Origin of the sequence: Sphingomonas sp. PL20, assembly GCF_017875905.1 — a bacterium.
In the GTDB taxonomy this organism is placed as follows: domain Bacteria; phylum Pseudomonadota; class Alphaproteobacteria; order Sphingomonadales; family Sphingomonadaceae; genus Sphingomonas; species Sphingomonas echinoides.
Window position 1 is genome coordinate 1,649,480 of record NZ_JAGINH010000002.1, and the last position, 24,183, is coordinate 1,673,662.

Annotated in this window: 16 protein-coding genes; 6 read left to right on the forward strand and 10 right to left on the reverse strand. The window is 65.1% G+C overall.

Features of this window, described 5'->3' with window-relative positions; genetic code table 11:
- The first annotated feature begins 64 nt into the window (after positions 1 to 64).
- Positions 65 to 337, forward strand: coding sequence for a helix-turn-helix domain-containing protein (locus H4W01_RS07555; RefSeq protein WP_209610529.1), 273 nt, complete (start codon positions 65 to 67; stop codon positions 335 to 337).
- A gap of 128 nt (positions 338 to 465) precedes the next feature.
- On the opposite strand, the gene H4W01_RS07560 is transcribed toward H4W01_RS07555, so the two are convergent.
- Positions 466 to 3,366: a TonB-dependent receptor domain-containing protein gene (locus H4W01_RS07560; RefSeq protein WP_209610530.1), complete on the reverse strand. Its 2,901-nt coding sequence runs from the start codon at positions 3,364 to 3,366 to the stop codon at positions 466 to 468.
- 226 nt (positions 3,367 to 3,592) lie between these two features.
- Between H4W01_RS07560 and H4W01_RS07565 the strand changes: the two genes are divergently transcribed.
- The 3 genes from H4W01_RS07565 (at position 3,593) to H4W01_RS07575 (ending at position 6,708) form a co-directional block, all read left to right on the forward strand.
- A complete protein-coding gene (locus H4W01_RS07565) occupies positions 3,593 to 5,104 on the forward strand; it encodes a permease (protein WP_209610531.1) in 1,512 nt (503 codons plus the stop codon).
- Positions 5,101 to 6,105: a serine hydrolase domain-containing protein gene (locus H4W01_RS07570; RefSeq protein WP_209610532.1), complete on the forward strand. Its 1,005-nt coding sequence runs from the start codon at positions 5,101 to 5,103 to the stop codon at positions 6,103 to 6,105. The genes H4W01_RS07565 and H4W01_RS07570 overlap by 4 nt, the downstream gene beginning before the upstream one ends.
- Before the next feature lie 132 nt (positions 6,106 to 6,237).
- Positions 6,238 to 6,708, forward strand: coding sequence for a hypothetical protein (locus H4W01_RS07575; RefSeq protein WP_209610533.1), 471 nt, complete (start codon positions 6,238 to 6,240; stop codon positions 6,706 to 6,708).
- Between the two features lie 68 nt (positions 6,709 to 6,776).
- Here H4W01_RS07575 and H4W01_RS07580 read toward each other — a convergent pair whose 3' ends face one another.
- Positions 6,777 to 7,601 (reverse strand): phytanoyl-CoA dioxygenase family protein, encoded by an 825-nt coding sequence (locus H4W01_RS07580; RefSeq protein WP_209610534.1) that lies wholly within the window; start codon positions 7,599 to 7,601, stop codon positions 6,777 to 6,779.
- Between the two features lie 10 nt (positions 7,602 to 7,611).
- Positions 7,612 to 9,066, reverse strand: a complete 1,455-nt coding sequence (gene dacB, locus H4W01_RS07585) for a D-alanyl-D-alanine carboxypeptidase/D-alanyl-D-alanine endopeptidase (RefSeq protein ID WP_209610535.1) — start codon at positions 9,064 to 9,066, stop codon at positions 7,612 to 7,614.
- 196 nt (positions 9,067 to 9,262) lie between these two features.
- Here dacB and H4W01_RS07590 point away from each other — a divergent pair, with 196 nt between their 5' ends.
- Entirely contained in the window at positions 9,263 to 11,239 is a 1,977-nt protein-coding gene (locus H4W01_RS07590; protein ID WP_209610536.1) for a S9 family peptidase, read from the forward strand.
- On the forward strand, positions 11,236 to 13,173 hold the full coding sequence (locus H4W01_RS07595; protein ID WP_209610537.1) for an amidohydrolase family protein: 1,938 nt from the start codon (positions 11,236 to 11,238) through the stop codon (positions 13,171 to 13,173). The genes H4W01_RS07590 and H4W01_RS07595 overlap by 4 nt, the downstream gene beginning before the upstream one ends.
- Positions 13,174 to 13,176: 3 nt before the next feature.
- Here H4W01_RS07595 and H4W01_RS07600 read toward each other — a convergent pair whose 3' ends face one another.
- From H4W01_RS07600 to H4W01_RS07630, 7 genes are all read right to left on the reverse strand, one after another.
- Entirely contained in the window at positions 13,177 to 14,739 is a 1,563-nt protein-coding gene (locus tag H4W01_RS07600; RefSeq protein WP_209610538.1) for an N-acyl-D-amino-acid deacylase family protein, read from the reverse strand.
- On the reverse strand, positions 14,736 to 15,725 hold the full coding sequence (gene dgcA, locus H4W01_RS07605) for an N-acetyl-D-Glu racemase DgcA (RefSeq protein ID WP_209610539.1): 990 nt from the start codon (positions 15,723 to 15,725) through the stop codon (positions 14,736 to 14,738). The genes H4W01_RS07600 and dgcA overlap by 4 nt, the downstream gene beginning before the upstream one ends.
- Positions 15,709 to 16,716 carry an N-acetyltransferase DgcN gene (gene dgcN / locus H4W01_RS07610; RefSeq protein WP_209610540.1) on the reverse strand — a complete coding sequence of 336 codons (1,008 nt, stop codon included), beginning with the start codon at positions 16,714 to 16,716 and terminating at the stop codon, positions 15,709 to 15,711. Before dgcN ends, dgcA begins: the two co-directional genes overlap by 17 nt.
- Positions 16,717 to 16,798: 82 nt before the next feature.
- Positions 16,799 to 17,683 (reverse strand): LysR family transcriptional regulator, encoded by an 885-nt coding sequence (locus H4W01_RS07615; RefSeq protein WP_010402354.1) that lies wholly within the window; start codon positions 17,681 to 17,683, stop codon positions 16,799 to 16,801.
- Entirely contained in the window at positions 17,680 to 18,846 is a 1,167-nt protein-coding gene (locus H4W01_RS07620; protein ID WP_209610541.1) for a serine hydrolase domain-containing protein, read from the reverse strand. The genes H4W01_RS07615 and H4W01_RS07620 overlap by 4 nt, the downstream gene beginning before the upstream one ends.
- A 55-nt stretch (positions 18,847 to 18,901) precedes the next feature.
- Positions 18,902 to 20,941 carry an amidohydrolase family protein gene (locus H4W01_RS07625; RefSeq protein ID WP_209610542.1) on the reverse strand — a complete coding sequence of 680 codons (2,040 nt, stop codon included), beginning with the start codon at positions 20,939 to 20,941 and terminating at the stop codon, positions 18,902 to 18,904.
- A gap of 171 nt (positions 20,942 to 21,112) precedes the next feature.
- Positions 21,113 to 24,070, reverse strand: coding sequence for a TonB-dependent receptor (locus tag H4W01_RS07630; RefSeq protein WP_334685196.1), 2,958 nt, complete (start codon positions 24,068 to 24,070; stop codon positions 21,113 to 21,115).
- Positions 24,071 to 24,183: the final 113 nt, after the last annotated feature.

The following is a 24,183-nucleotide window of genomic DNA, read 5'->3' on the forward strand; positions in this document are numbered from 1 at the left end:
GGCAGAAGCCGACAGTCGTAGGTGGCATGTCCCGTTGCGGCGTAAAGGGGGGGAGAGGGCTGAGATGACGAGGCAGCACATAGCGGTGAGCGAGGTCACGCCGGACCGAGATGCCTCGGCTCCGTTCGCTCGCCTGACCCCGACGCAGCGCAAGGTCCTCGACGGCGTCTATTGCGGCCAGCTCAACAAGCAGATCGCCTATGACCTTGGCATAGCCGAGGCCACCGTCAAAGCCCACATGACCGCGCTGATGCGCAAACTCAAGGTCCACAACCGCACGCAGTTGGCGGTGACGGCGCAGGCGCTTGGCTGGAACAAGAGCGCGCTCGCGCATTGAGGGCGCGGCCGGCGCGCCACTGAAATGCGCGATGCGGCATTTGTGACGCGGTGCGCCCGGTTGTAGTCGATGCCGCTATTGCAACCGGGCGCGCTTCATTGGTTTGATGGCCGCTCGTGGCCGTCCGTTTAGAACTTCACCTCCGCCTGCATGGTGAACGAACGCCCGCGTGGATCGGCAACGCGCGGTTCCCATGAGCTGCCGCTGCCGTTGTTGCTGTCATAGGAGATGGCGAAGGGCGGGTTGGTGTTGAACAGGTTGCGCACACCGAAGGTCAGCTTGAACCCTTTGATGCCGTTATAAGAAGCGGAGAGGTTGTAATAGATATAGTCCGCGACATCGGTGATGTCGTTCGCGGGGTTGAAGGTGCCGGCCAGCACGCCTGGCAGCACCTGATTCTTATAGCCTGAGCGGAAGATCTGCGTCAGCGACACGCTGAAATCATCGTTCGAATAGCTCACGAACGCATTGTGCTTCCAGCGCAGGCCAAGATCGGACGCGAGCGAGTAGACGCCAAGCTGCTGGATGGTCGCGGCGCTGGCGTTGACCTTCTCCTCCTTCTTGAGCAGCAGCGTGCCGTCCAGCCCCGCGCCGAAGCTGCCGCCGAGCGCGTCGATGCTGCCGCGCACGGTGAAGTCGACGGCCTGGGTCTTGGTGTTCCCCGCATTGGCATAGGTCTGGTCGATGACGGTCAGCTTGCCCGAGGAGTCGCGGATGAAGCGGTCCTGGAAGATCGAATAATTGGCAAACAGATATTGCAGCGGCAACACCTGGATGGTGTTGTTGCGGTTGATCGACCAGAAATCGGCGGTCGCACTGAAGTGCCGCGACGGCTCAAACACCACGCCGCCGCTGAACATCGTTGCGGTCTCCGGCCCCAGCGCCAAATTACCACCGTTGCGAATATTGACGTTGTTGTTGAGCGACGGACAGCCGTTTGCCGCATTGACGGTGCCGTTCGGGCAGTTTTTGGGGTCTGCGAAATCAGACCCGGTGTAGACCGAATCCGTGTCGGGATTGAAGATCTGGTTGAACGACGGCACGCGGAAGGCGGTATTGTAGGAGCCGCGGAACATGATCGGCTTGAACGGCCGATATTTGAGCGAGATCTTGGGATTGGTCGTCGTCCCGAAGCCCGAATAATCGTCTAGGCGGCCGGCGAGCGTAAGCTCGAAGCCCTTGAAGATCGGAACGAGCAACTCGGCATAGACCGCCTTGATGTCGCGGTGGACGCCGTTGAGCGCGTTGCCATTGTCGAACGGAGCCGCGATGATCGTCCGCTGCACCGCGCGCTGATCGCCGTTAAACTTATATTCCTCCCGCCGGAAATCGACGCCGGTCGCCAGCTTTACCGTGCCGCCCCAGATGTCGAACAAGGACCCTGAGACCGACGCATCGCCCTGTTTGACCGAATATTTGCCGCCATACAGCACGACGCCTTGCGCCGAAGCCGATTGGATCGCCGCCATCCCGGCGGCGCTTTGCGTCTGGCCGGGGAACAGGAACGGATTGACCGCGCCGCTGTTGAGCGCAGCGACCAGCGCGTCCTGATAATAATATCCGGTGCCAAGCGTCGAGGCCGAGATGCTGTCGGCATAGGAAATGCCGGCACTGTAGTCCCAGCCCTTGAACAAGGGCCCGGTCGCATTCAGCGCGGCGCGGAAGGTGGTGGTGGTGGTCGAAATCTCGCGCTCACCGCATTCAACGCAGCGCCAGCGATAGGAGAAGGTCGAGTTGGAGTTCAGCAGCCCCGGAAACACGCTGTTGATGCGGCTGACGAGGTTGTCGAAGGCGACATCGTTGACGCCCGCGATCCGTGCATATTTGTAGTTTTGGGTGGTGGTGTTGGGCGTGATCTGCACCGGAGAGAAGCGCTTGACCGAGTCCGCGCTTGATCCCGTGATTTCGAGCGCGATCTCATGCTCGCCGAACCGCTTCACTGCGCGCCCGAGATAGGTCAGCGTGTTGAGCTGCTGCTGGAGATAGACGTTCTTGCCGGTGTCGTAGGAGCAAGCGAGGCCGTTGCCCGGCGCGCCCCACACGTCGGTATCGTAAATATCCTGGTCCGGCACTGCATTACAGCCCGCCTGGCCGGGCAGACGCAAGGCGTTGATACCGCCGGTGGCCCGCACCGTTGTTCCTGGGATCAGCGGGAATGCGGACGAGGTGGCGAAGCTGGTGCCCGCCAGGTTGACGATCGTCGCAAACGGCGTGCCGCGCGTATCGACGCCAAGCCCGCGGTCATGCTGGAAGGTGTTGACGAAGCTGCGCGAATGCGCTTCGAGCGGGGAAATCCAGCTATAGCTGACCGTCCCCATCACGTTGAAGCCCTGCTTGTCCAGATCGCCAAAACCGGCGATTGCCGACAGGCGGTAGATTGGCGCGTCGCCTTTTTCGGTTACGTCGGTGAAGGCGGTCGCGCCGAAGCCGCGATAATTCTTCTTGGTGATGAAGTTGATGACGCCGCCGACCGCGTCGGTGCCGTAGATTGCCGATGCGCCGTCCTTCAGCACTTCGACGCGGTCGAGCGCGGCAAACGGGATCTGATTGACGTCGACGGCCGAGCCGGTCGTTCCTTGCGCCGCGACCCGGCGCCCGTTGAGCAGGACCAAGGTCGCCGCCGAGCCCTGTCCGCGCAAATTGGCGAAGGACGCGCCGTTATTGCCGCGCCGTTCGGAGGTCACGACGTCGGAGTTGCTGGCGAGGTTGTCGGCCGAGCTGCCATTGTCGGTGAGGAACGCAATCAGCTGTTCGGGGCTGCTGATGCTGTTGCGTTGCAGTTCCTTGACGGTGATGACCTGCAAGGGGAGCGCGCTGTCATTCGGGTTCTGCTTGATGCGCGAACCGGTGACGAGAATATCGGCTGAGTCGGCCTTTGCCGAACTTTCTCCCGCGCCGATCAAGGGCGTGGCCGCCCCGGTCGGGGTTGCTGCTTCCTGCGTCGTCTGGGCGAACCCGGTCCCGGCGAAAAGACACGTCAAGGCGGTGAACGCCGTGCCGGAAATGAGCAAAGTCTTGAGCGACGTCATAGTCTGAACCCCCTTTTTGCGCCCCCGCGCAACCCTGGACATTAGGTAACAGGAATGTTGCATCGCGCCATAGTTTCTCTTGCGAGTGCCATAGCCTATGGGCATCTCTTGCGACGGATTTGACCAAAAGTGTTGCGTGCGCGCACCAGTGCAGCATTGACGCTGGGCCAAGCGCAGACGAGCATGCCCCGGTCGCGGTGGTGCGGCCGCAAAAAGGGGGATTGCGATGTCGGCGGTGATATCCGGCGCGTCACTGCCGGAAACGCCGAGGGTTGCCACGGGGCTCGACTCCGCGCGCAGTCGCTTTGCGTTATACCTGTTGCTCGGCTTCTCTGCCGGGCTGCCGTATTACATGTTTTCGACGATCCTGTCGGCGCGGCTGGCGAAGCACGGCGTGGATCTGGTGCTGATCGGCTTTTTCGGCTGGGTGCAGTTGTTGCCGACGCTCAAGTTCCTGTGGGCTCCGTTGCTGGATCGCTTTTCGGTGCCCGGTTTCGGGCGCTTTTTCGGACCGCGGCTGGGGTGGATCATGCTCTCGCAATTGGGCATCTTCGCCGCGATGGTGGCGATGGCGTTCACCTCGAGCGATGCCAGCCTGCCGCTGACCGCGCTGTTCGCGGTGCTGCTGGCGTTCTGGACGACGACGCTGGAAGTCTCGGCCGACGCCTGGCGGATCGAGCTAGCCCCCACGCCCGAAACGCAGGGGCCGCTGACGGCCGCCAATCTGTGGGGCTATCGCAGTGCGATGGTCGCAGCGGGCAGCGGCGCGCTGATCGTGGCGGACCATGCCAACTGGGCCTGGGCCTATCTGGTAATCGCGGCGGGCGCGTTCGCGCCGCTGCCGATCCTCGCCACGATGCGCCCGCAGGCGGGGGCGGGGCGCGCGCGGGGCGTGGCGCTGGCAACCGGGCTCGGGGCCAGCGCGGTGATCCTGGGCCTGTCGCTGCTCCTCGCGGCGGGGGTGGGGGCGCTGGTGTTGCGCGCGGCGGCGGCGATCGGGATCAGCGCCAAAACCGACGCCACGACCACGGTGTTGGTGCTGTGCCTGCTGCCCTTCGTGATCATGGCGGCGCTGCTGCCGCGCATTGTCGGTCTGTCGGCAGCCGCGTGGGCGCGGCGCTCGACGATGGTTGGGCCCTATGTCGATATTTTCTGGCGCTTTGGCTATAAGGTGCTGCCGCTGCTGGCCTTTGTCAGCTTTTACCGCATGGGCGACGTGCTCACGCTGGCTTTGTCCAAGCCGCTCGAAATCGCGGCGCATTATGACCTGACCACGATGGGGATTGCCGATGGCTTCGTCGCCTTGCCCAGCAGTATGGCAGGCGTTGCCCTGGGGGCGGTGCTGGCGGTGCGGTTGCGGCTGACGCGCGCGCTGGCGCTGGGGGCGATCGGCTCGGCGCTGGGCAATTGGATCTTTGTGTGGCTGTGGTTCCAGCCGCCAAGCCCGCACGTCATCTACATCGCCACCGCGCTCGACCAATTCGCGCATGGCATGGAAGGGGCTGTGTTCGTCGTGTTCCTGTCGATGCTGGTGAACCCGCGTTATCCCGGCGCGCAATATGCGTTCCTGTCGGGCTTTGCCTTTCTGCTGCCACGGCTGCTGGCGGGGGCGGGGGGCAATATCGCGCGGCATATTGGCTTTGACGGATTTTTCTGGCTGTCGGGCGGGCTCAGCCTGGCGGTGGTGCTGTTCCTGCCGCTGATCGCGCGGGTGCAGCCGCGCGAGGAGGCGGCATGATCGACATCGAACGCGCGTTCGCGCCAGCGGCGGCGGCAGTTGCCGAGGGGCGTATCCCCGGGGCAACGCTCGGGATCGTCACCGCCGATGGCAAGCGGGCGGTGCAGGTCGCGGGCCACGCCGCGCTGCTGCCCCAGCCGGAAGCGCTGACCGAGGCGCATTGGTTCGATCTCGCTTCGGTCACCAAGGTGATCGCGACGACGACGATGATCCTGCAGCTGGCCGATCAGGGCCGGCTCGATCTCGATGCGCCGTTGACCGAGGCGATCCCCGACTTGCGGCAATATGACATAGCGGGCGCGCCCGAGCGCCGCCTAACCTTCCGCGATTGCCTGGCGCACCGCACCTTCTTCCCTGCGGTCGAGCCGATCTACACCTATGGCGATGATCCGCAGCGGCTGCGCGCCTTCGTGCTGCAGCGCGAATGGCGGCACGGGCCGCCGGTTTATTCCGACATCAACTTCATCCTGCTCGGTATCGCAGTCGAGCGGCTGACCGGTGCGCCGCTCTCGGCCTGGTCGCTCGGCGCAGGGCTCGCTTATGGCCCGCCGCCCGGCCCGGCGGTGGCGACCGAGCGCTGCGCGTGGCGCGGCCGCGTGCTGAAGGGCGAAGTGCATGACGAGAATGCGGCAGCGCTGGGCGGGGAGACCGGCCATGCCGGACTGTTCGGCACGGTCGGCGGCGTGCTCGATTTCGCCGTGGGGCTGCTGGACGGGAGCGGCGCATCGCCCGCGATGCGCGCCGCAATCCGCACCCCGTTCTACGAGCATCGCACGTGCGGGTGGGAACGCAAGTTTGACGGCTGGTCGGGCGGGGCGGCCTGTTCCGCCGAGACGATCGGCCATACCGGCTTTACCGGCACCGGCCTGTGGATCGATTTCGAGCGCGGATATGCCTGGACGCTGCTGACCAACCGTGTCCACCCGACGCGGCATTTCGACAGCGGGATTTTCGTGCTGCGACCGGCGACTGGCGATGCGGTGGTTGGGGCGGTTGGGTAGGGGGGAGTGATTGGACCGGGCGATAACTTCCGCTCAGTTGCGGGCATTCGCTCCTAGCTGCATAAGGCCGAGATGAAAGAAGCGTGCAACCTCTGCTGTTGCGCAGCCCTACCTGACTTGGCCGCAGTGCCAATGGGCGGCGATGATCTCGACGAGCGAGTGCTTGCCACCATCGAGAATGTCGTCGATCATGGCGGAGACGCTTGGTGGTTATACCTTTCGCAGTGCCGCGCCTGCGGTCAACATTGGATGATTGCTCAGGAAGAACGCATCTTCGATGAGTACTTCCTACGGCGGTTGACCGTCGATGAGGCTAACCGCATCTCCGCGAATGGCGAGTGGCCGGTCGAGCTTCTCAGCTACGCGCGCGTGCTCAAGACAGGGCATGCCTTGCACATTCGACCCTGCATTTTCTTAGAGCGGCTCTCTCCGTCGCTTATGTGGACCGTGGAAGAACTGCGAAAGGAACGGTCCGACATCTCAGTGGAGGAGATCGCGTTTCTGCTTGGTGTCACCGAAAAGCAAGCGAAGCGACTCTTGGCGGCAGCGTCTCCGGGGTACGGTTCGAGGTGGCAGCGGATGCGGCACCGTCTGGGTGTGTAACGTGTCCCTTGCGAAGCAGGGATGTCTCCCTCCCACCAATCCCGGTTGCTCCGCCCCAGCGTTGCCCACTAAACGAAATGCGGCTCCGGCCGTTCGCGCAATTGCTCGTAATGCACCAACGCCTGTTCCGCGCCCAAAGCGACCGGCTGGCCGTCGCGGAAGGTCCATTCGCCGCGGTCGCAGTCTTCGGCGCGGACATAGCCGTTGATGTAGAAACGGCGCAGATGGGGGGCGGTGTTGGTGCCCGAGGCATGGACCAGATACGGGCTCCACAAGGCGATGTCGCCGGGTTCCAGGACCAGGTCGACTTGATCCTCGGGTGACAGGCCCGCCGCGTCGAGCGCGCTGTCTTCGGGCGAGCGGCCGAGCGAGGCGGCGGGGTCGAGCGGCAGGGCTCCGCGCGTGTGGCTGCCGGGGATGAAGCGCATCCCGCCGCTGCCCGGATTGTGCGGATCGATCGCCAGGCCGGTCTGGACATAAGAGCTGCCGAGATTGCGATACGCCTCCGCCGGGCGGCGCGATTTCGCGTCCTGATGCCAGGCGAAATCGCCGCTGCGATCGGGCAGTTTCCAATGCAGTTGGTTGATGATTTGCTTGATGTCGCGCCCGATCAGCGGCTCCAGCAGCGTCGCCCAGCGCGGATCGAGCCGCGTCTGGTTGAGCAGTGCGGCGTGGTAGGACGGCCACTGCACCATCGGCACATGCGGCGCGCCGTCGGGGCCGGGGCGGACGGTGTAGAACAAATTGCCGTGGCGGAAGCTCCGGCCATACGCCACGCCTTCGGCATAGACCTGGTCCATCGCCGCGCCGATCGCGGCGACCTCGGCGGGCGAAAAGAATCCGCGCACGATGGCGTAGCCATGGGCACGAAAGTCGGCGACATAATCGGTCATTACCCGTCTCTCAGTTTTGCGATGCGATCAGGAGCAAGGCGGCGTCCATCGCCCTGGTCGCGCTCGCGCCTTCGGGAACATCGTTGGCGTAGAACGCCATCGTCAGCGTGTGTCCGCTCTTGGCGATCATATAGCCGGACAGCGCATTGGTGGCGTTGAGCGTGCCGGTTTTGGCGAACAATCTGTGGTCGAGCGCGGTGCCGGCAAAGCGTCGCGTGAGCGTGCCTTCGCCCCCCACCGGCAGCGTCGCGCGCCACGCGGTGCCCCAGGGTTGCGCGCTCACCCAGCGCAGGAAGGTGACCGCGCCGCGCGGCGTCACCCGGTTGTAGCTCGACATGCCCGAGCCATCCGCAAAGTCGAACGCCACGCGCGGCACGCCCGCCTCGGCGAGCATCGCACGCACGGCGACCTGGCCATCGGCGATCGATCCGCTGCCGCTCTTCAGGGCGACGCGACGCAGCATCAGTTCGGCGTGGAGGTTCTGGCTGACCTTGTTGATGTGTGTCAGATCCTCGCTTAGCGGCGGCGGCGTCAGCCGGGCGAGCGCGGTGGTGGCGGGGGGCCGTGCTGCGGGGGCACCACGCCGGATTGCCGGATCATCGGCGGGCGTGAGCGGGCGATGGCGCACACTGACGCCGCCCGTCACGCGAACGCCGCGCGCAACCAGCATATTGCGCAGCATCCACGCAGCATAATGCGCCGGATCATCGATGCCGAGGCGCAATGGCTCGTGCTTGCTCCCAACCGCAATCGTGCCGCCAAGCCGCACCACCGTGCCGTTCGGCGCGCGATCGAAGGTGATCGTGGTCGCACCCGTCGCCGTCGTCAGCGCGCCATTTTCGAGCGTGTAATAAGGCGGCAGCGTCACCGTCGGCGGGCGGCCGGGCGTGGTCGGCGCGACGGTGACGGGCAGTTCGTTGTCGTCGAGGGTCAGTGCTGAGGTGGCAGTGCCCGATCTGGTCGGGATGTTGTTCCAGCTCATCCCGGGGCTCCAGCGCTCGTCGGGATAGAGGCTGTCATCGCCGATCACGTCGCGCACCAAGCGCGTTTTGGCGGCGACGGCATCGGCCAGCGTCGCAAGGCAATCGACCGTGCAGGCCGGGGCGCTCGACAGGCGAGCATCGCCATGCCCTTCCAAGATCACGTCGCGCTGCTTGCCGGCCTGGTCGATCCGCACCGCCGCACCGCCCGCTTCATCCGGCTGGTCGAGCGCACCCAGCGACCAGAAGGCGGCGGCAGTGGTGAACATCTTGGTATTGGAGGCCGGGATGAAGCGCTGATCGGGGTTGATCGCGACGACTTCGGTGCCGGTCTCATCCACCACGACCAGGCCAAAGCGCGTGCCGGGGCTGGCGCTGCGCAACACGTCTTCGACCCGGCTCTGCAGCGCGGATTGGGCGTGGAGCGCGGTCGGCAGGGCGGCGACAAGCAGCAGGACGAAGGGCGGGACAAGGGCGCGGTGCATTCCCGCAGCCTAGGACCAATTGCGCGACAAACAATGCAGTGCGGCACATACAGAGCGTTGCCCCCGGTATAACCGTTGCGCATGATGGTACCGATCGGCGGTTGTCGCCACCGCCGTGCGGCTTCACAATGTCGTCATGACACGGCGCATCGCATTGGGGTTGGGGCTTTGCGCCCTGCTATTGGCTCAACCGGCAATGGCCGATGATCTGGCCGCGACCTTGGCTTTGCCGATTTCGAGCGGGTTGGTGGGGGCGGCCGATACGCCGCGCTTTGCCTGGGTCGAAAATGCGGGCGGCGTGCGTAACATCTGGGTCGCGGCGCGGGGTGGGCCTGCGCGCGCGATCACCGCGTTTACTGAGGATGACGGGCAGCAACTGTCCGATCTCGCGCTGACGCGGGATGGCACGAGGCTCGCTTTCGTGCGCGGCGGCGATCCGGAATTTCCCGATGGCAGCATCCCCAATACCGCCGCCAGCGCGACGCCGCCCAAGCAACAGCTTTTCGTCACCACGACCACTGGCGGCGCGGCGGAACGGGTGGGTGAGGGCCACGCCCCCGTCTTCGCGCCCGATGGCGAGCGGCTAGCCTATACCCGCAAGGGCGAAATCTGGCTGTGGAGCCGGGCGACAGGCGGGCAGCGGATCGCCACGGTTGCGGGGGATGCTTCCCGGCTCGAATGGTCCCCGGATGGCCGCGAGCTTCTGTTTGTCGATGAACGCGGGGACCATAGTTTCATTGCCTTGCTCGATGTGGCGGCGCGGGGGGAGGCGCGGCTGCGCTATCTCGATCCTGGCCTGGGCTTTGCGGTCGAGCCGTGCTTTGCGCCCGATGGCAAGAGTATCGCCTATATCCGCTTCGTCGATCCGCCCGCCACCGCCACAAGCGATGCTGGCCGCTATTGGTCGATCCGCAGCGTCGAGCTTGCGACTGGCGCTGCGCGCACCTTGTGGGCGGCCCCGGCGGGCGCGGGCGGAGCCTATGCCGGAACGCGCGCGCGCAATCTGTTCTGGGCGAAGGACGGCACAATCGTCTTCCCGTGGGAGCGCAGCGGTTGGCTGCACGCGTATGCGCTTGATCCTGCGCGAGGCACCGCGCGCGATCTCACGCCGGGCGCGTTTGAGCTGGAGAGCTTCCTGCTGTCATCCGATGGCACGGGGCTGGTCTATGCCGCCAATGCCGGGGATCTCGAACGGCGTCACATCTGGACGGTGCCGCTCACCGGCGGCGCGGCGATGCGGCTGACGCACGGCGCGGGCAGTGAAACGATCCCGACCTTCGCCGGAACGACGCTGGCGGTCCTGGCGACCAGTGCGACGCAACTCGCGCACCCCGCTCTGGTCGGCGACGCTCTCGCCCCGCTACATGACGCGCCCTCGGTTGCCGGGTTTGCAGCGCCGGAAACGGTCACCTTCGCGGCGGAAGACGGCGTGCTAGTCCATGCCCAATTGTTCCGCGCGCATGGGGCCGACAAGCATCCCGCATTGGTCTATGTGCATGGCGGCCCGCGTCGGCAGATGCTGCCCGGCTTCAACACATCCTATTATTACTCAAACGCCTACATCCTGAACCAGCATTTCGCGGCCGAGGGCTATGACGTGCTGTCGATCAACTATCGCAGCGGCACCGGTTACGGTCACGATTTTCGCGAAGCACCCGGCCAGGCGCGGGGTGGTGCCTCGGAATATCGCGATGTGCTGGCCGCAGGCAAATGGCTGGCGGCACGGGCCGATGTTGATCCGGCGCGGATCGGGATTTGGGGTGGGAGCTGGGGCGGTTATCTGACCGCCTTGGCGCTCGCGCGCAACAGCGACCTGTTCGCCGCCGGGGTTGATTTTCACGGCGTCCACGCAATGGTCCGACCGGTCGAAAAGACGTTGTCGCCGGATGCTGAGGCGGCGGCGCATCAGTTGCAATGGCAATCGTCCCCTCTAGGGGCGATCGCGACATGGCGATCGCCCGTGCTGCTGATTCACGGCGATGACGATAAGAGCGTGGACTTCTACCAATCCTTGCTGCTCGCGCGCGAACTCACCGCGCGGCAGGTGCCGTTCGAACAACTGGTCTTTCCCGATGAGCGCCACGATTTTTTCCGCTATGCCGATTGGCTGGCGAGCTATCGGGCGACGGATGATTTTCTGGATCGCACGCTGATGCACAAGGTCACGCGATGAGGTGGGTTGCCGCGTTTCTGGCGATGTCGTCGCTGTCGGCAGTGTGCGCGGCGGCGAGCCCAGACGATACGATCCTCATCCGCGGCGCACGTGTGTTCGATGGCAGCGGCGCGCCCGCTACCGTCGGCGATGTGCTGGTGCGGGGAGACCGTATCGTCGCGGTCGGGCGGCATCTGCGCAAACCACGCGGCGCGCGCAGCGTGAATGCGCGGGGGCTTACGCTGATCCCCGGCCTGCACGATCTGCACACGCATTTGCGCTCGCCGGGTTACGATGCGCCCGATGATCTGGGCAAGGCCTATGCCGGCTATCTGCTGGCAGGCGTGACGTCGGTGAACGACTATTCGGTATCGGGCGAAATGATTGCGCCGATCCGCCAGATGGTCGCTTCCGGGGCAGTGGTGGCCCCGCACCTCGAACTGGCGGTGCGCGTTGGCGTGCCGGGCGGGCATGGCACCGAATATGGTTGGGGGGCCTTCTTCACGTTGCAGGCCGCAACCCCCGCCGCGGCGCATGTCGCGATGGCGACCGCGCTGCCGTACCAGCCCAGCCTCATCAAGGTGTTTGCCGATGGCTGGCGCTATGGGCGCGACAGCGATCTCAACAGCATGAACGTGCCGACGCTTTCCGCGATCGTGGCCGATGCGCACAAGGCCGGTCTGCCGGTCATCACGCACACGGTAACGGTGCAGGGCGACCGCGTGGCCGCTATGGCCGGGGTCGATGCCGTGGGGCATGGGGCCGGGGATGCGGTGATCGACGATGATTTGATCGCGCTGATGAAGGCGCACCACACCGCCTATATCCCGACATTGGTGGTGTATGAGCCGCAGCAGACCCGCCGTTTCGAACCCGACGAGCAACGCGCGCTGACGCCGCCCGAGGCGGCGTTCGAAGCAAGCCATGCGGCGCAATCGTCCAAGCCGGTCGCGGCGTATGATGCGAAACGGTGGGCGATCATGCAGGACAATGTCCGGCGTTTGAAGGCGGCAGGCGTCCGCATCGGCGTCGGCACCGATGCGGGGATTGAGGGGGTGTATCACGGCCCCGGTACGCTGCGCGAAATCTGGTGGCTGACCAAACTTGGGTTCACGCCCGCCGAGGCGCTGGTCGCCGCGACCGCAACGAGTGCCGATATTTTGGGGCAATCGGCGGATAACGGGCGGATCGCGCCGGGCCAGCGCGCCGATCTGGTGCTGATCGCCGGGCGACCCGATGAGCGCATCACCGATTTATGGAAGGTGGCGCGTGTGTTCGTGTCGGGTCGCGAGGTCGCGCTCGCCCCGCTCCGCGCGCTGGTGAACGGGGCCGCGCCAACGCCGCTCCCGCTGCACGTCATGCCGGGCCCAATCGATACCGGCGCGCGCGCCGACGGACGCACCGATCTCGACACCTTGCCGGTCGAGAGCACCGATTCCGGCGTCGACCATAGTCATCTCGATTTCGTCCGGCCGGGGAGCGACGATCCGAAGTCTCCCGATCGGCCCGTCTTCCTGATCGCGCACATGGGGGCCAAGCCGCGCCCGTTCGCGCAACTGGTGCTACCGCTCACCCAAGGTGCGGTGCAACTCGCCGATGCGCGGGGTTTCACCGGCGTCGCCTTCGATGCGCGCGGTAATGGCCGCTACGACTTGTTGTTCGACAGCTATGCGATCAACGATGATGACTGGTTCCGCTCCGGCTTCGAAGCAGGGGAGGTCCGCCGCACCTTCCACATCCCGTTCAGTGCCTTTGCCAGCCGTGACGCGAAGGCTCAGCTCGATCTGGCGAAATTGCGCGCGCTGATCGTGCGGCTTGAGGGCAAGCCCGGCGGCAAAGCGTGGCTGCAACTCGACAATATCCGTTTTTATCGGGAGCGCGCGAGCGATGACCGGGCTGCGCCGCTGCCAGCACCCGGAGCCCGCAATCCGCAGCATTATAGCGAAACCAACTGACGCTTAAGGACAGGTTCCGGCGGGCGGACGATGCGGCAGCGCGCGCCCTGCGGCACGGCCCGTCAGCTTGCCGCCATCGACCGCGAGGACGCCGTTGACCAACACCGTCTGCACCCCGACCGCCAGCTCGGTCGGCTGCTGATAGGTTGCGCGCGGCGCATAGCGGCGGGGATCCAACACCACCACGTCGGCGAACGCACCGGCTTTGAGGTGCCCGCGCCCGGTCAGGCCGAAGGTGTCGGCGGTCAGCGACGAGCTGCGCTCGATCATTTCGCGCAAGGTCAGGACGTGATCGGCCACGACGTATTTGGCGTATTTGCGCGCGAAGCTGCCATAGACGCGCGGGTGGCCGGGCGAGGCGTCGGAATCGGTCATCACCCAGGGTTGCCGCATGAAGGCGGCGATGTCGGCCTCGCTTTGGTTGAACGAGATGACGCCGGGATCGCCGACGCGGATAACGGCAATTGCGGCGGAGATCGGGTCGGTCTTGTTCGCCACCGCGACTTCCGCCAGGGTCCGATTGCGTTCGGCACCTTCGCTGATCAGCAACTTGGTCGGCCCGCCGCGTTTGCGCATGTTTTCGGCCATGTCGGTGCGCAACCGCGTGGCCTGCGTGGGGTCGTCAAAGCGCGCCAGCATCGCTTTGCGGCCGCCATCCTGCGCCCATAATGGAACCAGCGAGGCAACCATGCTCGAGCCGCTGGCCGACCACGGATATTGGCTCGCCGTGATGTTGAGCCCCGCCGCGCGCGCCGCGTTGATCCGCGCGATCACCGCCGGGGCCTGGCCCTGCACATCGACGCCAAGCGCCTTGATGTGCGAGACGTGCGCCGGAATATGTGCGGCGCGCGCTATCTCAATCTCTTCATCGATCGCGGCGAGCAGCCCAACGGTGTAGCTGGACTCGTCGCGGATATGGCTGTCGTAAAAGCCGCCCCGCTTGCCCGCTTCGGCGGCAAGCGCGACCACTTCTTCGGTTTTGGAAAAGCTTTGCGGGGCATAGAACAGCCCGGTCGAAAGGCCGATCGCGCCCTGGCACACCGCGCTTGCGACCAGCGCCTGCATCTGGGCCAGTTCCTGCGGCGTCGGCGCGCGCTTGGCCTCGCCGATCACACGCTGGCGGATCGTGCCGAAGCCCGTATAGGTGGCATAATTGATCCCGACCGGGCGCGTCCGCGCGCTGTCCAGCACGCGGCCAACGTCAATCTCGCCGCCGCCGTCATTGCCGATAAACGCGGTCGTCACGCCCTGCATCAGGAACATCGGGATCAGCCGCTTGGCGGGATCGTCCGACGTCAGATCGTCCCCCATATGCGTATGCGGATCGATGAAGCCGGGCGCGACGATCATGCCATGCGCGTCGATCACGCGCGTGGCGGCGCGCGCCACATGCGGGGAGACCTCGACGATGTGGTCGCCCTTGATCGCCACATCGCCGACGAACGGCGCGTCGGAACCGGTATAGATGGTGCCGCCGCGCAGGATCAGGTCTGCAGAAGGCGGGGCCGAAGCGCTGATTGAGGCGAGCGCGACACCCACCAATAGCCCAATCCGGCCGATGTTCATGGCGTACCCCAGAAGCCGGGGGGCGGTGGCGACAATATGCCGCCTACATCCGTCACCCCACCGACACGATCCTCCGCCAGCCATAACGGCCCGTCAAGATCGACAAAATCGGACAGCATCGCCACGTGCAAAGCGGGCGCGATCGACAGCGAGGAACTGACCATGCAACCGGTCATCACCCCAAGCCCGCGCGCGCGCGCTCCGTGGGCGAGGGCGAGGGCGGCGGTCAGCCCGCCCGCTTTGTCGAGCTTCACGTTGACGCATTGATAGCGCGCGGCCACGCGATCGAGATCGTCGGCGGTATGGATTGATTCATCGGCGCAAATGGGCACTGCCGGGGAAAAATCGGCGAGCCACGCATCCACGCTGGCCGGCACCGGTTGTTCGAGTAGCGCGACGCGGAGCTCGACCAGCAGCGGCTGCATCGCTTCGAGCAGGGTGCGGTCCCAGCTCTCATTGGGATCGACGATCATCGTGGCGTTATGGGCCACGGCGCGCACCGCGCGAAGCTGCGCGGCGGGGTCTGCGTGGTCGACCTTGACCTTGATCAGCGGCGCGGTGGCGATCAGGGCGGCCGCCCGGGCCATTTCCGCTGGTGTGTCGATGACCACCGTCAACGCGCTTGCCATGGAGGTGAGGTCGGGGCCGTCGATCATCGTCGCGACCGCGCGGCCCGAGCGCTTTGCCTCCAAATCCCACAAGGCGCAGTCGATCGCGTTGCGCCCCGCGCCCGGCTGCAGCAGGCCGAGCAGGTCCTCGCGGTCCGCGCCGCCTTCGATCGCATCGCGTACGTGCGCGATCTCGTCGAGCGCACTCGCAACGCTTTCGCCATAACGCGGGTAGGGGACGCCCTCGCCGCGACCGACATGCCCGTCTTGCGCGATGGTTACGGTGACGACATTCGCCGCCGTTTTCGCCCCGCGCGCGATGCGAAACGGCGTGTGCAACGCAAAGCGGTCGTGCCGTGCCTCAAGCGTGCGGAGCATAGAGCGCATCGATGATGGACTCGACGCCAAAGGCGATCGGGTCGGTACAGGGCAGGCCGAGCACATCCTCGGTCCGCGCACACAGCGCGCGCGCCGCCGCTGGGTCGAGTGCAGAGGTGTTGAGGCACACGCCGACCGCCCGCACGCTCGGGCTGGTCAGGCGTGCCACCTGCAGATTCATCGCCAGGCATTCCATCAGCTCGGGCAGGGTGCGTCCCGGCAGACCGCGCATGTGCGCACGCCCCGGTTCGTGGCACAGCACGATCGCCTCGGCCTGCGCGCCGTGCAGCAGGCCGGTCGAGACACCCGCGAAGGAGGGATGGAAGAGCGACCCTTGCCCTTCGATCACGTCCCAACCGTCGTCAGCGCGTGCCGGGGCGAGCTGCTCGATTGCCCCCGAGATGAAATCGGCGACCACGGCATCGACCGGTATGCCGCCGCCTGCGATCAGGATTCCGGTCTGGCCTGTCGCCCGGAAATCGGCGGCGATGCCGCGCGCGCGCAGCGCCGTGGTCAAGGCGAGCGTCGCGTACATCTTGCCGACCGAACAATCGGTGCCGACCGTCAGCAACCGGCGACCGGCGCGCGGATACCCCGTCCCAACCATCAGATCCGCGGGCGGATCGCGCACGTCGAACAAGCTCAGCCCGCGCTCGCGGGCCAGCGCGACAAGCCGTGGCACATCGCGCAAACGCTGGTGGAGTCCGGCCGCGACGTTCATTCCCGCTTCCAGCGCGGCGACGGCATCCGCGATCAGATCCGCCCCCATCGTCCCGCCCGAATTGGCGATGCCCAGCACCAGCGTGCGCGCGCCAGCGCTTGCGCCCTCGGCAATCGTCAGGCGCTTGAGCCCGAGTGTCAGCGGGCAATCGTCGTAACGAAACTCTCCGACGCAGTCGTCCGGGCGGAAGGTGGCGAGGCCGCGCGACGTCTTGATGCCGATAGGGTCGGCGCTATGGCCGAGATAGAGCAGATAGGGTCCGGGTATCATGCGGGCCACCGTATCGGCAGCGGCGACCGCCACAGCATAGCGAGTGGATCACCCGGCATAGCCTGTCGTTATGTCGTCCGCTTCAGGCGGCGTCGATAACCCGCGCCAACGTCTTGAGAAAATCGGTGGCGAGCGCGGTCGGCGGGCGGTTGAGCAGGAACATCGCATGGACATCGAACGCCAGTTGCGGCTTTAGCGGCCGCACCGACAGACCGGGGCTGAGCGAAGCCTGTGCGGTGAAGCTATCGACCACCGTCATCCCCACGCCCTGCCGCACCAGCGCGGTGGCGATATAGAAGGTCCGCGCCGACACCACTTCGTCGAGTTCGAGGTCGAGCCGCTGCAACTCCTGGGTAAACAACTGTCCGATCGGGCCGCTCGCCGCCAGGCTGATGAAGCGCTTGTCGCGCAGGCATTCCAGTTCGAGCCGTGGCGGCGCGTCTGGCATGTCCTGTTCGCGGTAGAGGACGACGAGCTCGCCCTCGCCCAGCCAGCGATGGCCGATCGGGGCGGCTGGCGGCACCGCATATGCGATCGCGATGTCGGTTTCGCGTTCGTAGAGTTTGCGCAGCAAATCGTCGTGATGAACTGTCTGCAGGTCGAATTGGACCGTCGGATGGCTGCGCAAAAAGCTCGCCACCGCCACGGGCAATGCGTCGAGCGCGAGGGACGGCAGCGCCGACACCCGCAGCATCCCGCCGGTCCCGCGCTTCAGGTTCCGGCTCGCCTCGCGCAGCGCATAAACCCGGTCCTGAATTTCGCTGACCTCGGCGAACAGCGTATGCGCGTCCTCGGTCGGCACGAGACGCCCGGTGCCGCGCTCGAACAGCGGAAAACCGAGCAGCGATTCGGCATGGCGCAGCGTCTTGGAGACCGACGGCTGCGAGATATTGAGCGCCCGCGCCGCCGCACTGACCGAGCCATTGACATAGACGGCGTGAAAAATCTCGATGTGACGCAGGTTCATGGTGCCACACCCTGTGCGAGCGTTTCTTCGGTGCGGCTATAGGCCGAGCGCGTGCCGGGATCGGCGGGCGCGTCGGTCGCGAAATACGCGACGCCGTTGCCGTGCTGTGGATCGATCCACAACCCCGACTTGAGCCCATAAGCGTCCCCCAAATGCCCCCAACGCGGCTTCCCGTCGCCAAACGGATCGTCGCGGCAGCCCGTGACCGGCGTCGCCAGGAACGCGACCGCCAGGCCATAGCGGCACATCTGCCCGTGCCAGGTGTCGCCATTGCTCCCCACACCGCTATCGCCGTTCCACGTCCATTGCGGGGTCTCCAGCAGATCGACCGAGCGCCGAGAAAGGATGCGCACGCCGTCGATCCGCCCGTTGTCGAGCAGCATCCGCCCGATCCGGGCAAGACCGCGTGCAGAGATATAAAGCCCGCTTTGCGGCGCAAAGGTCGCGCCGTTCTTGCCCGCACGCCAAAGGGACAGATCACAACTGCCGTCGCGGGTGGGAGCTACGGGGCAAGCCGGGCGCGCGCCGTGATAGTCGTCGCGCGTTACCGACCCCGAACGATATTGCACCACCACCTGGCGGACAGCATCGTCCGAACACGTAACGAGATTGTAGCAGGCATCGAGCTTCATCGGCGTGAAGACGAGCCGCCGCATCACCTGGTCGAACCGCTCGCCAGTGGCCCGTTCCATCACGGCGGCGATTACGGGGAAGTTCAGATTGGTATAGCGGAAATACGCGCCTGGCGCGTGTTCGGTATCCCACACCTTCGGGTCGGCCAGCACGCTGCGCAGATCGGCGTCGAGCGGTAGGACATAGTCGATGCCGTCGGTCAGGCTCGAGCGGTGCGACAGCAACAGGCGCAAGGTGATCGGCCGGTCGGCAAAGGCCGGATTGCGCAGCTTATAGCCGAGCCATGTCGACACATCGGTATCGAGATCGAGCCGGTGCTGTTCGACCAGGCGCAGGACGGCAATGGCCGTGACCAGTTTGGAAATCGACGCAATTCGGACCGGATCGTCCGCGCGCAGTGTTCTGGCGGCGGCGACATCGGCCAGACCCGAAACGTGGACCGTCTGCTCCCCGCGTCGATCAAAGGTCACGCGCGCCGCAGCGACCGGTTGATAGACACTTGCGGCGAGCAAAAGCAACGCAGAGATCATAGCGGCAAGGGTCGGTGGGCGCGCGCCGATGCCGCGTTCACCGCCCTCGCGTGCGTCACTTGGGCATCCCGTTCAGGCCACTCGCCTGGCGCAGTGCCGCGCCGTCGAGCCGATACCCATCCAGAAAGACGGTGTGGACATGGCGCAGGTTGCCGAGCGCCGCCGACACATCGCCATCGACCAGTACGATGTCGGCGGTCTTGCCCACCGCGATCGATCCCGCCCGGTCGTCCATGCCGGTCATCCGCGCGGGGATGATGGTCGCGGTCTGCAGCGCTTCGGCATTGCTCAGGCCCGCTTGCTGATACAGTTCCAGTTCGCGCACCAGCTCCAGCCCATAGCCATCGGTCCCCGCAACGATCGGCACACCAGCCTGATGGAGTTTGCCGACCAGATCGACCATCTTGGCGAAGCTCTTGCGGAAATCGTCGCGCGTCAGGCCCCCGAACAAGGGATAGCCGCCGATCTTCCAGCCACGGACCACGGCGGGCGGCGCGACATCGGAAAACGGCGCATATTCGGGCGAGATCGCGCTGCCGTCCGACGTCATCAACGGTTCCCAGACGGTCAGCGTCGGGTCGATGATGGTGTGGCGTTTGGCAAGCTCGGCATAAAAGGACGTCATTGCCGGGGAATTGAGATCGACGTCCTTGCCATATTTGGCGGGCCCCTCGAGGCGTGCAGCCGTATTGGCCTTGTCGACCACGTCTTGCGGCATCGCCTGCATCAGGATGAAGTTGATGTGGGTCACTTCATCATAACCCGCACGCACCGCGTCGAGCGGACGCATCCCAGCGGGCACGTGGCCGTGGACGTGCAGCCCCAGGCGATGCGCCTCCGCCGCTGCGGGCGCGATCCAGGCGGGATTCATCGAGGTGTAGAATTTGGCACCCCACAGCCCGGCGGCCTTGATCTTGTCGACGGCGGCGACGGCCTCAGCGGCCGAGGAAACCGTCAGCGCCCCCTGCGCGGCGAGCGGGTCCTTGCGATCGATGATCACCGACACCTTGCCGTCAGGGGCGAGCAAATCGCCCGCTGCCCGGCGCTTGTAGATGCTCAGCGCCTCGTCGATCAGCGATCCGGGGCTGCGGTAATTGGTCATGCCGGTGGCGACGTTCTGCAGCAGGTTCCAGTCATCGCCGACATGCTGGTGCGAATCCCACAGACCGGGGGTCAGCGTCTTGCCGTGCCCGTCGATCACGGTCGCGCCCGCAGGCGCGGTGATCGAACCCCCAGCGCCGATCGCCGCGACCTTGCCATCCGCGATCAGCACCGCGCGATCCGGAACGTAGCGCCCCGCGACTGAATCGAACAGCAGCACATGGTCGATCAGCGTCGCGGTGTGGTTGGCCTTGCTCAGGAAACGATGCGCCACCTCGCGCACCATCGCGGCGGTCGCCTTGTCCTGAAGGTCCTTCAGCTTGGGGCCATTCTTCTCATAGCCTTCGGGCAACATCGAAATGACACCGGCGTTGCCGAACAGACGATTGTCGCTGTCGAGCCATACCGGCGATGGCGCGAAGCCATATCCCGTCAGAAAGGCGAGCTTGATCGTCTTGAGGCCGTGCGGGCCTTCGACCTGTGTCGGCTGCCCGATCGCGATGCTGGCATGGCCGGTCGGTAGCAGGTCGATGCCCTTGGCCCCCGCCGCGACTAGCGCATCGATGTCGAATTCACCGGCAAGTGGCGGCCCGCCATAGGTGTTATAATGTTTGTCGGCGAAGGGAGCGGAGCCGGAATCGATCACCGTCTTCCAGTCCGCCACCCCGTTGCTGCCAACCGAGAAGGTCTCCGTCGCATCCCCGGAATCGGTGAAGCCGCGGATGGCGATCGTCGTGGGGCGTCGGGTGGGATCGAGCGTGACCACCTCGTCGGTTTCGGTCACCCAGCCGCGCAGCGACATCGACATGCGATATGCGACGCGCCCGTCGGGCATCGTCCACGACCAGATGTCGCCATGCTTTCCGGCGATCGAGCTGAGGGTAAAGTGCCGTGCGCCGGGCGGCGGCACCAGCAATTGTTCCTTCGGTGTCGGTGCCGCTCCGGCGATCGAAGCGGTCGCGGCGAGCAAAGTCGCAAGGATCAGTCGGCGCATACAGATTCCCCCCCAAGAAGCGGGGAGAGTGCCAACTCGTCGCGGACAGCGCAATGCTCGCCCATCCACAAAGTGGACGAGGACCATCATCACGACTTGGCGACACCACCGGCCAGATCCGCAGCCCGTCCTTGGCAACGCAAAGACGGGCTGCGGCAGCGGAGACCGGGCTTAGAATTCGGCGCTGATGCCGAAGGTGAAGGTGCGGCCGCTGGTCGTATAGACTTCGGTACGCTGGGCGACTGCATCGAGCGACTGCACGATCGGTTCGTTGGTGATGTTGATGCCCTCGGCGATCAACCGGACGCCTCGGCGCAGGTTGATATGGGCCTGGAAATCGACATTGTTGGTCCCGCGAATACCATCGCCGCTATTGTCGATGGCGTTGCCGGCACCGGTCAAATAGCTGCTGCGATAGGCATCGGAAACGCGGACGCCCCACAGCTTGTTCTCGTAATACAGCGTGGCGTTGGCCGCCCATTTCGAAAGATTATACTGCGGGATGATCTTTGGTACATTGTAATACGCGGTCTGATGCCCGTCGAACCACGTTCCGTTGACCACCGCGCCAAGATTTTTGAGCGCGCCGGGTAGAAAGGTGAAGTCGTGCTGGACTGCAACCTCAATGCCCTTGATGTCGGCACCAGCGCCGTTCACCGGCTGGCTGACGTCGAACAAGGTGTTCGCGTCCTCGCCTTGCACCAGCAGCGAGAGCGGCAAGCCGGTCTGGCCATAGGGGATTTGCTTGGTGGACGAACTGATGAAGCTGTCCATGCTCTTGTAGAAGAAGCCGACCGAGGCAAAGCCGCTTCGACCCATATAATATTCGACCGACCCCTCGACCGAGGTCGCCTTGAACGGTTTCAGGAACGGATTGCCGAGGCTCAGGCTGCCGCCATTGGGGCGCGTAGTGATCGACCCGGCCGCCGCCAGATCGCCCAGCGCAGGGCGATTGACATTCCGGCTGGCGCTCAGCCGAACGACCACCGCTTTGGCAACATCGAGCGCCAGGTTGGCCGCAGGCAGGAAGCCGTGGCTGTTGGTGCGGATCGCAACCGGCGTGAAGCCCGCGCCAGTCGCCAGATGCCCCGACGACAGCAGATCGGTCGAGTAATAGCGCACGCCCGCATTGGCCCGCAGCCGCATCCCGGCCACGATCGTGTCGAGATCGAGCTGGGCGAAGCCTGCGCCGGTCTTTTCATCGACGCGGTAATCGCTGCCTGCCTGGAGATTGGCGGCGGTCAGGTTCCGATTGTCCCCGATATAGCTGTAAACCCCGTCGACGTTGCCGACGATGTATTGAATCAAGGTATCCGGCGTGACGGTCTGTTTTAGAGTATTGGGGATGGCGATGTCGGCGGGCACGTTGTGGAACACCTTGTTCACCCACGTATAGCCGCTGTTGATGAAGTGCTTATACTCGCCACCCGCCTTGAAGGTGAGCGCTTCATTCAGCGTGTAGGCCGCTTGGAGCTTCCCATTGGCATATTGGTTGGTGATCTTGTTTTCCTGAACGTCGAGCCGCTGTACCGCCCAATTGTTCGGATCGGTGATATCCTTGCCGTAAGTGTTGACCGGAATGGTCGGGCGATCGTCATAGCTGAACGGGGTGTTCTTCAGCTCCATGAACACCTTGTCGAACACGGGCTGGCCGAAATCCGATTCCTCATAGCCGCCAAGCGCGCTCAGCGTCAGCCGGTCGGTCACCTTCCAGCTGGCATTGGCGACGCCCTGGTAGAAATCGGTGCGGTTCTGGACGACATGATGTTCGGACCGCAGATCGATGCCGGTATAGCTTGCCGCGCGCAGCGTATTGGTGCTGTCGATCACGGCGCTCTGGATCACCTGGGCTCCGGTGATCGAGGTGCCGGTCAGCGCGTTGCTGCCCGCCGTCGCCAGCGCATAATCGTCGCGATGGTCCCACAGCCGACCATAGAGAAAATCGACGTCGAGCTTGAACGCGTCGCCCGGGTGATATTGCACGGACGAGGTAATGCCGAGCCGCTTGCGGTCGGTATACCACGAGGATGGCGACTGCGCGGTCGGCTGGTAGACGCCCGAAAGGAGGTTGGCGCGTGTCGCCGCATCGATGTTCGGACCGATATTGGCGGCACCATATTTGGTGAGGCCCCAGCCCCAGTTGCGATAGCCGAACTCGTTATTCTTGATCTGGCTATAGGCGACCGAGACCAGCGCGGCGAGATCGCCCCAGCGGTGCGAGACGAGGCCAACCACGCGCGGCGTGACGCCGCTGGTGTTGTCATTGGTCTGGCCCTTGGCGGAAACGACCAGCTTATTGCCGGTGTCGAAAGGCTTGGCGCTGGTCAGTTGCACCGTGCCGGCAATGCCGCCTTCATCCTGCTCTGCCGAATAGGATTTCTGGACCGACACGCGGTTGAACAACTCCGACGCGAACAGGCTGTAATCGAACGAGCGCGAACGGGTGACGCCGCCGCGATTGTCCATGCCCGAAGCGGTGTTGCCGAGCACTTCCATGCCATTTAGCTGCGTGCGCGTAAAATCCGCCCCAAGCCCGCGCAGCGCGATCTGGCGGCCTTCGCCGCTGTCGCGGGTGATGGTGATGCCGGGAATGCGCTGCAGCGATTCCGCAAGGTTCAGGTCGGGAAAGGCGGCGATATCGGTGGCGACGATGTCGTCCTCATTGCCAACCGCGCGGCGCTTGAGGTTCTGCGCTTCGGTAAGGCTGTGCCGATAGCCGGTCACGATGATGTCGGTTCCCTCGCCGACCGAGCGATCCGGCAGGGCTGCGCCCGGAAGGACAGCGTCCTGTGCGGCGACCTTGACCAATGCCGGATGGACCGGGGCCGCCGACATCGGTTTCAGAATGGCGACGCCGCCCTGGAAGGTCACGCCAAGGTTGGTGCCGCGCAGCAGATGATCGAGCGCGATGCGCGCGCTATAGGTGCCGCGGACGCCAGCCGTGCGACGGCCGCTGACGGCATCGGGTGCGACCACCACTTGCACGCCGGTCGCTTGCGAAAAGCGGGAAATGGCGGTGCGCAAATCGGACGGCGCTATGTCGAAGCGCTGCTCCTGGCGAAGGACGGTCGTCTCCGCCGGTCGTGCCTGTGCCATAGCAGGTGTCGCAATCGCGATCGCCAGTGCCATGCCTGAAATACCCCGAAAGTGTTGCATGATGTTCCTCCGCTCGGACGCCCCTGCGCCTCGAACGAAAGACGGGTTCCACGCCGGATCAGGACAAAAGAATTTTGTTGCAGTGC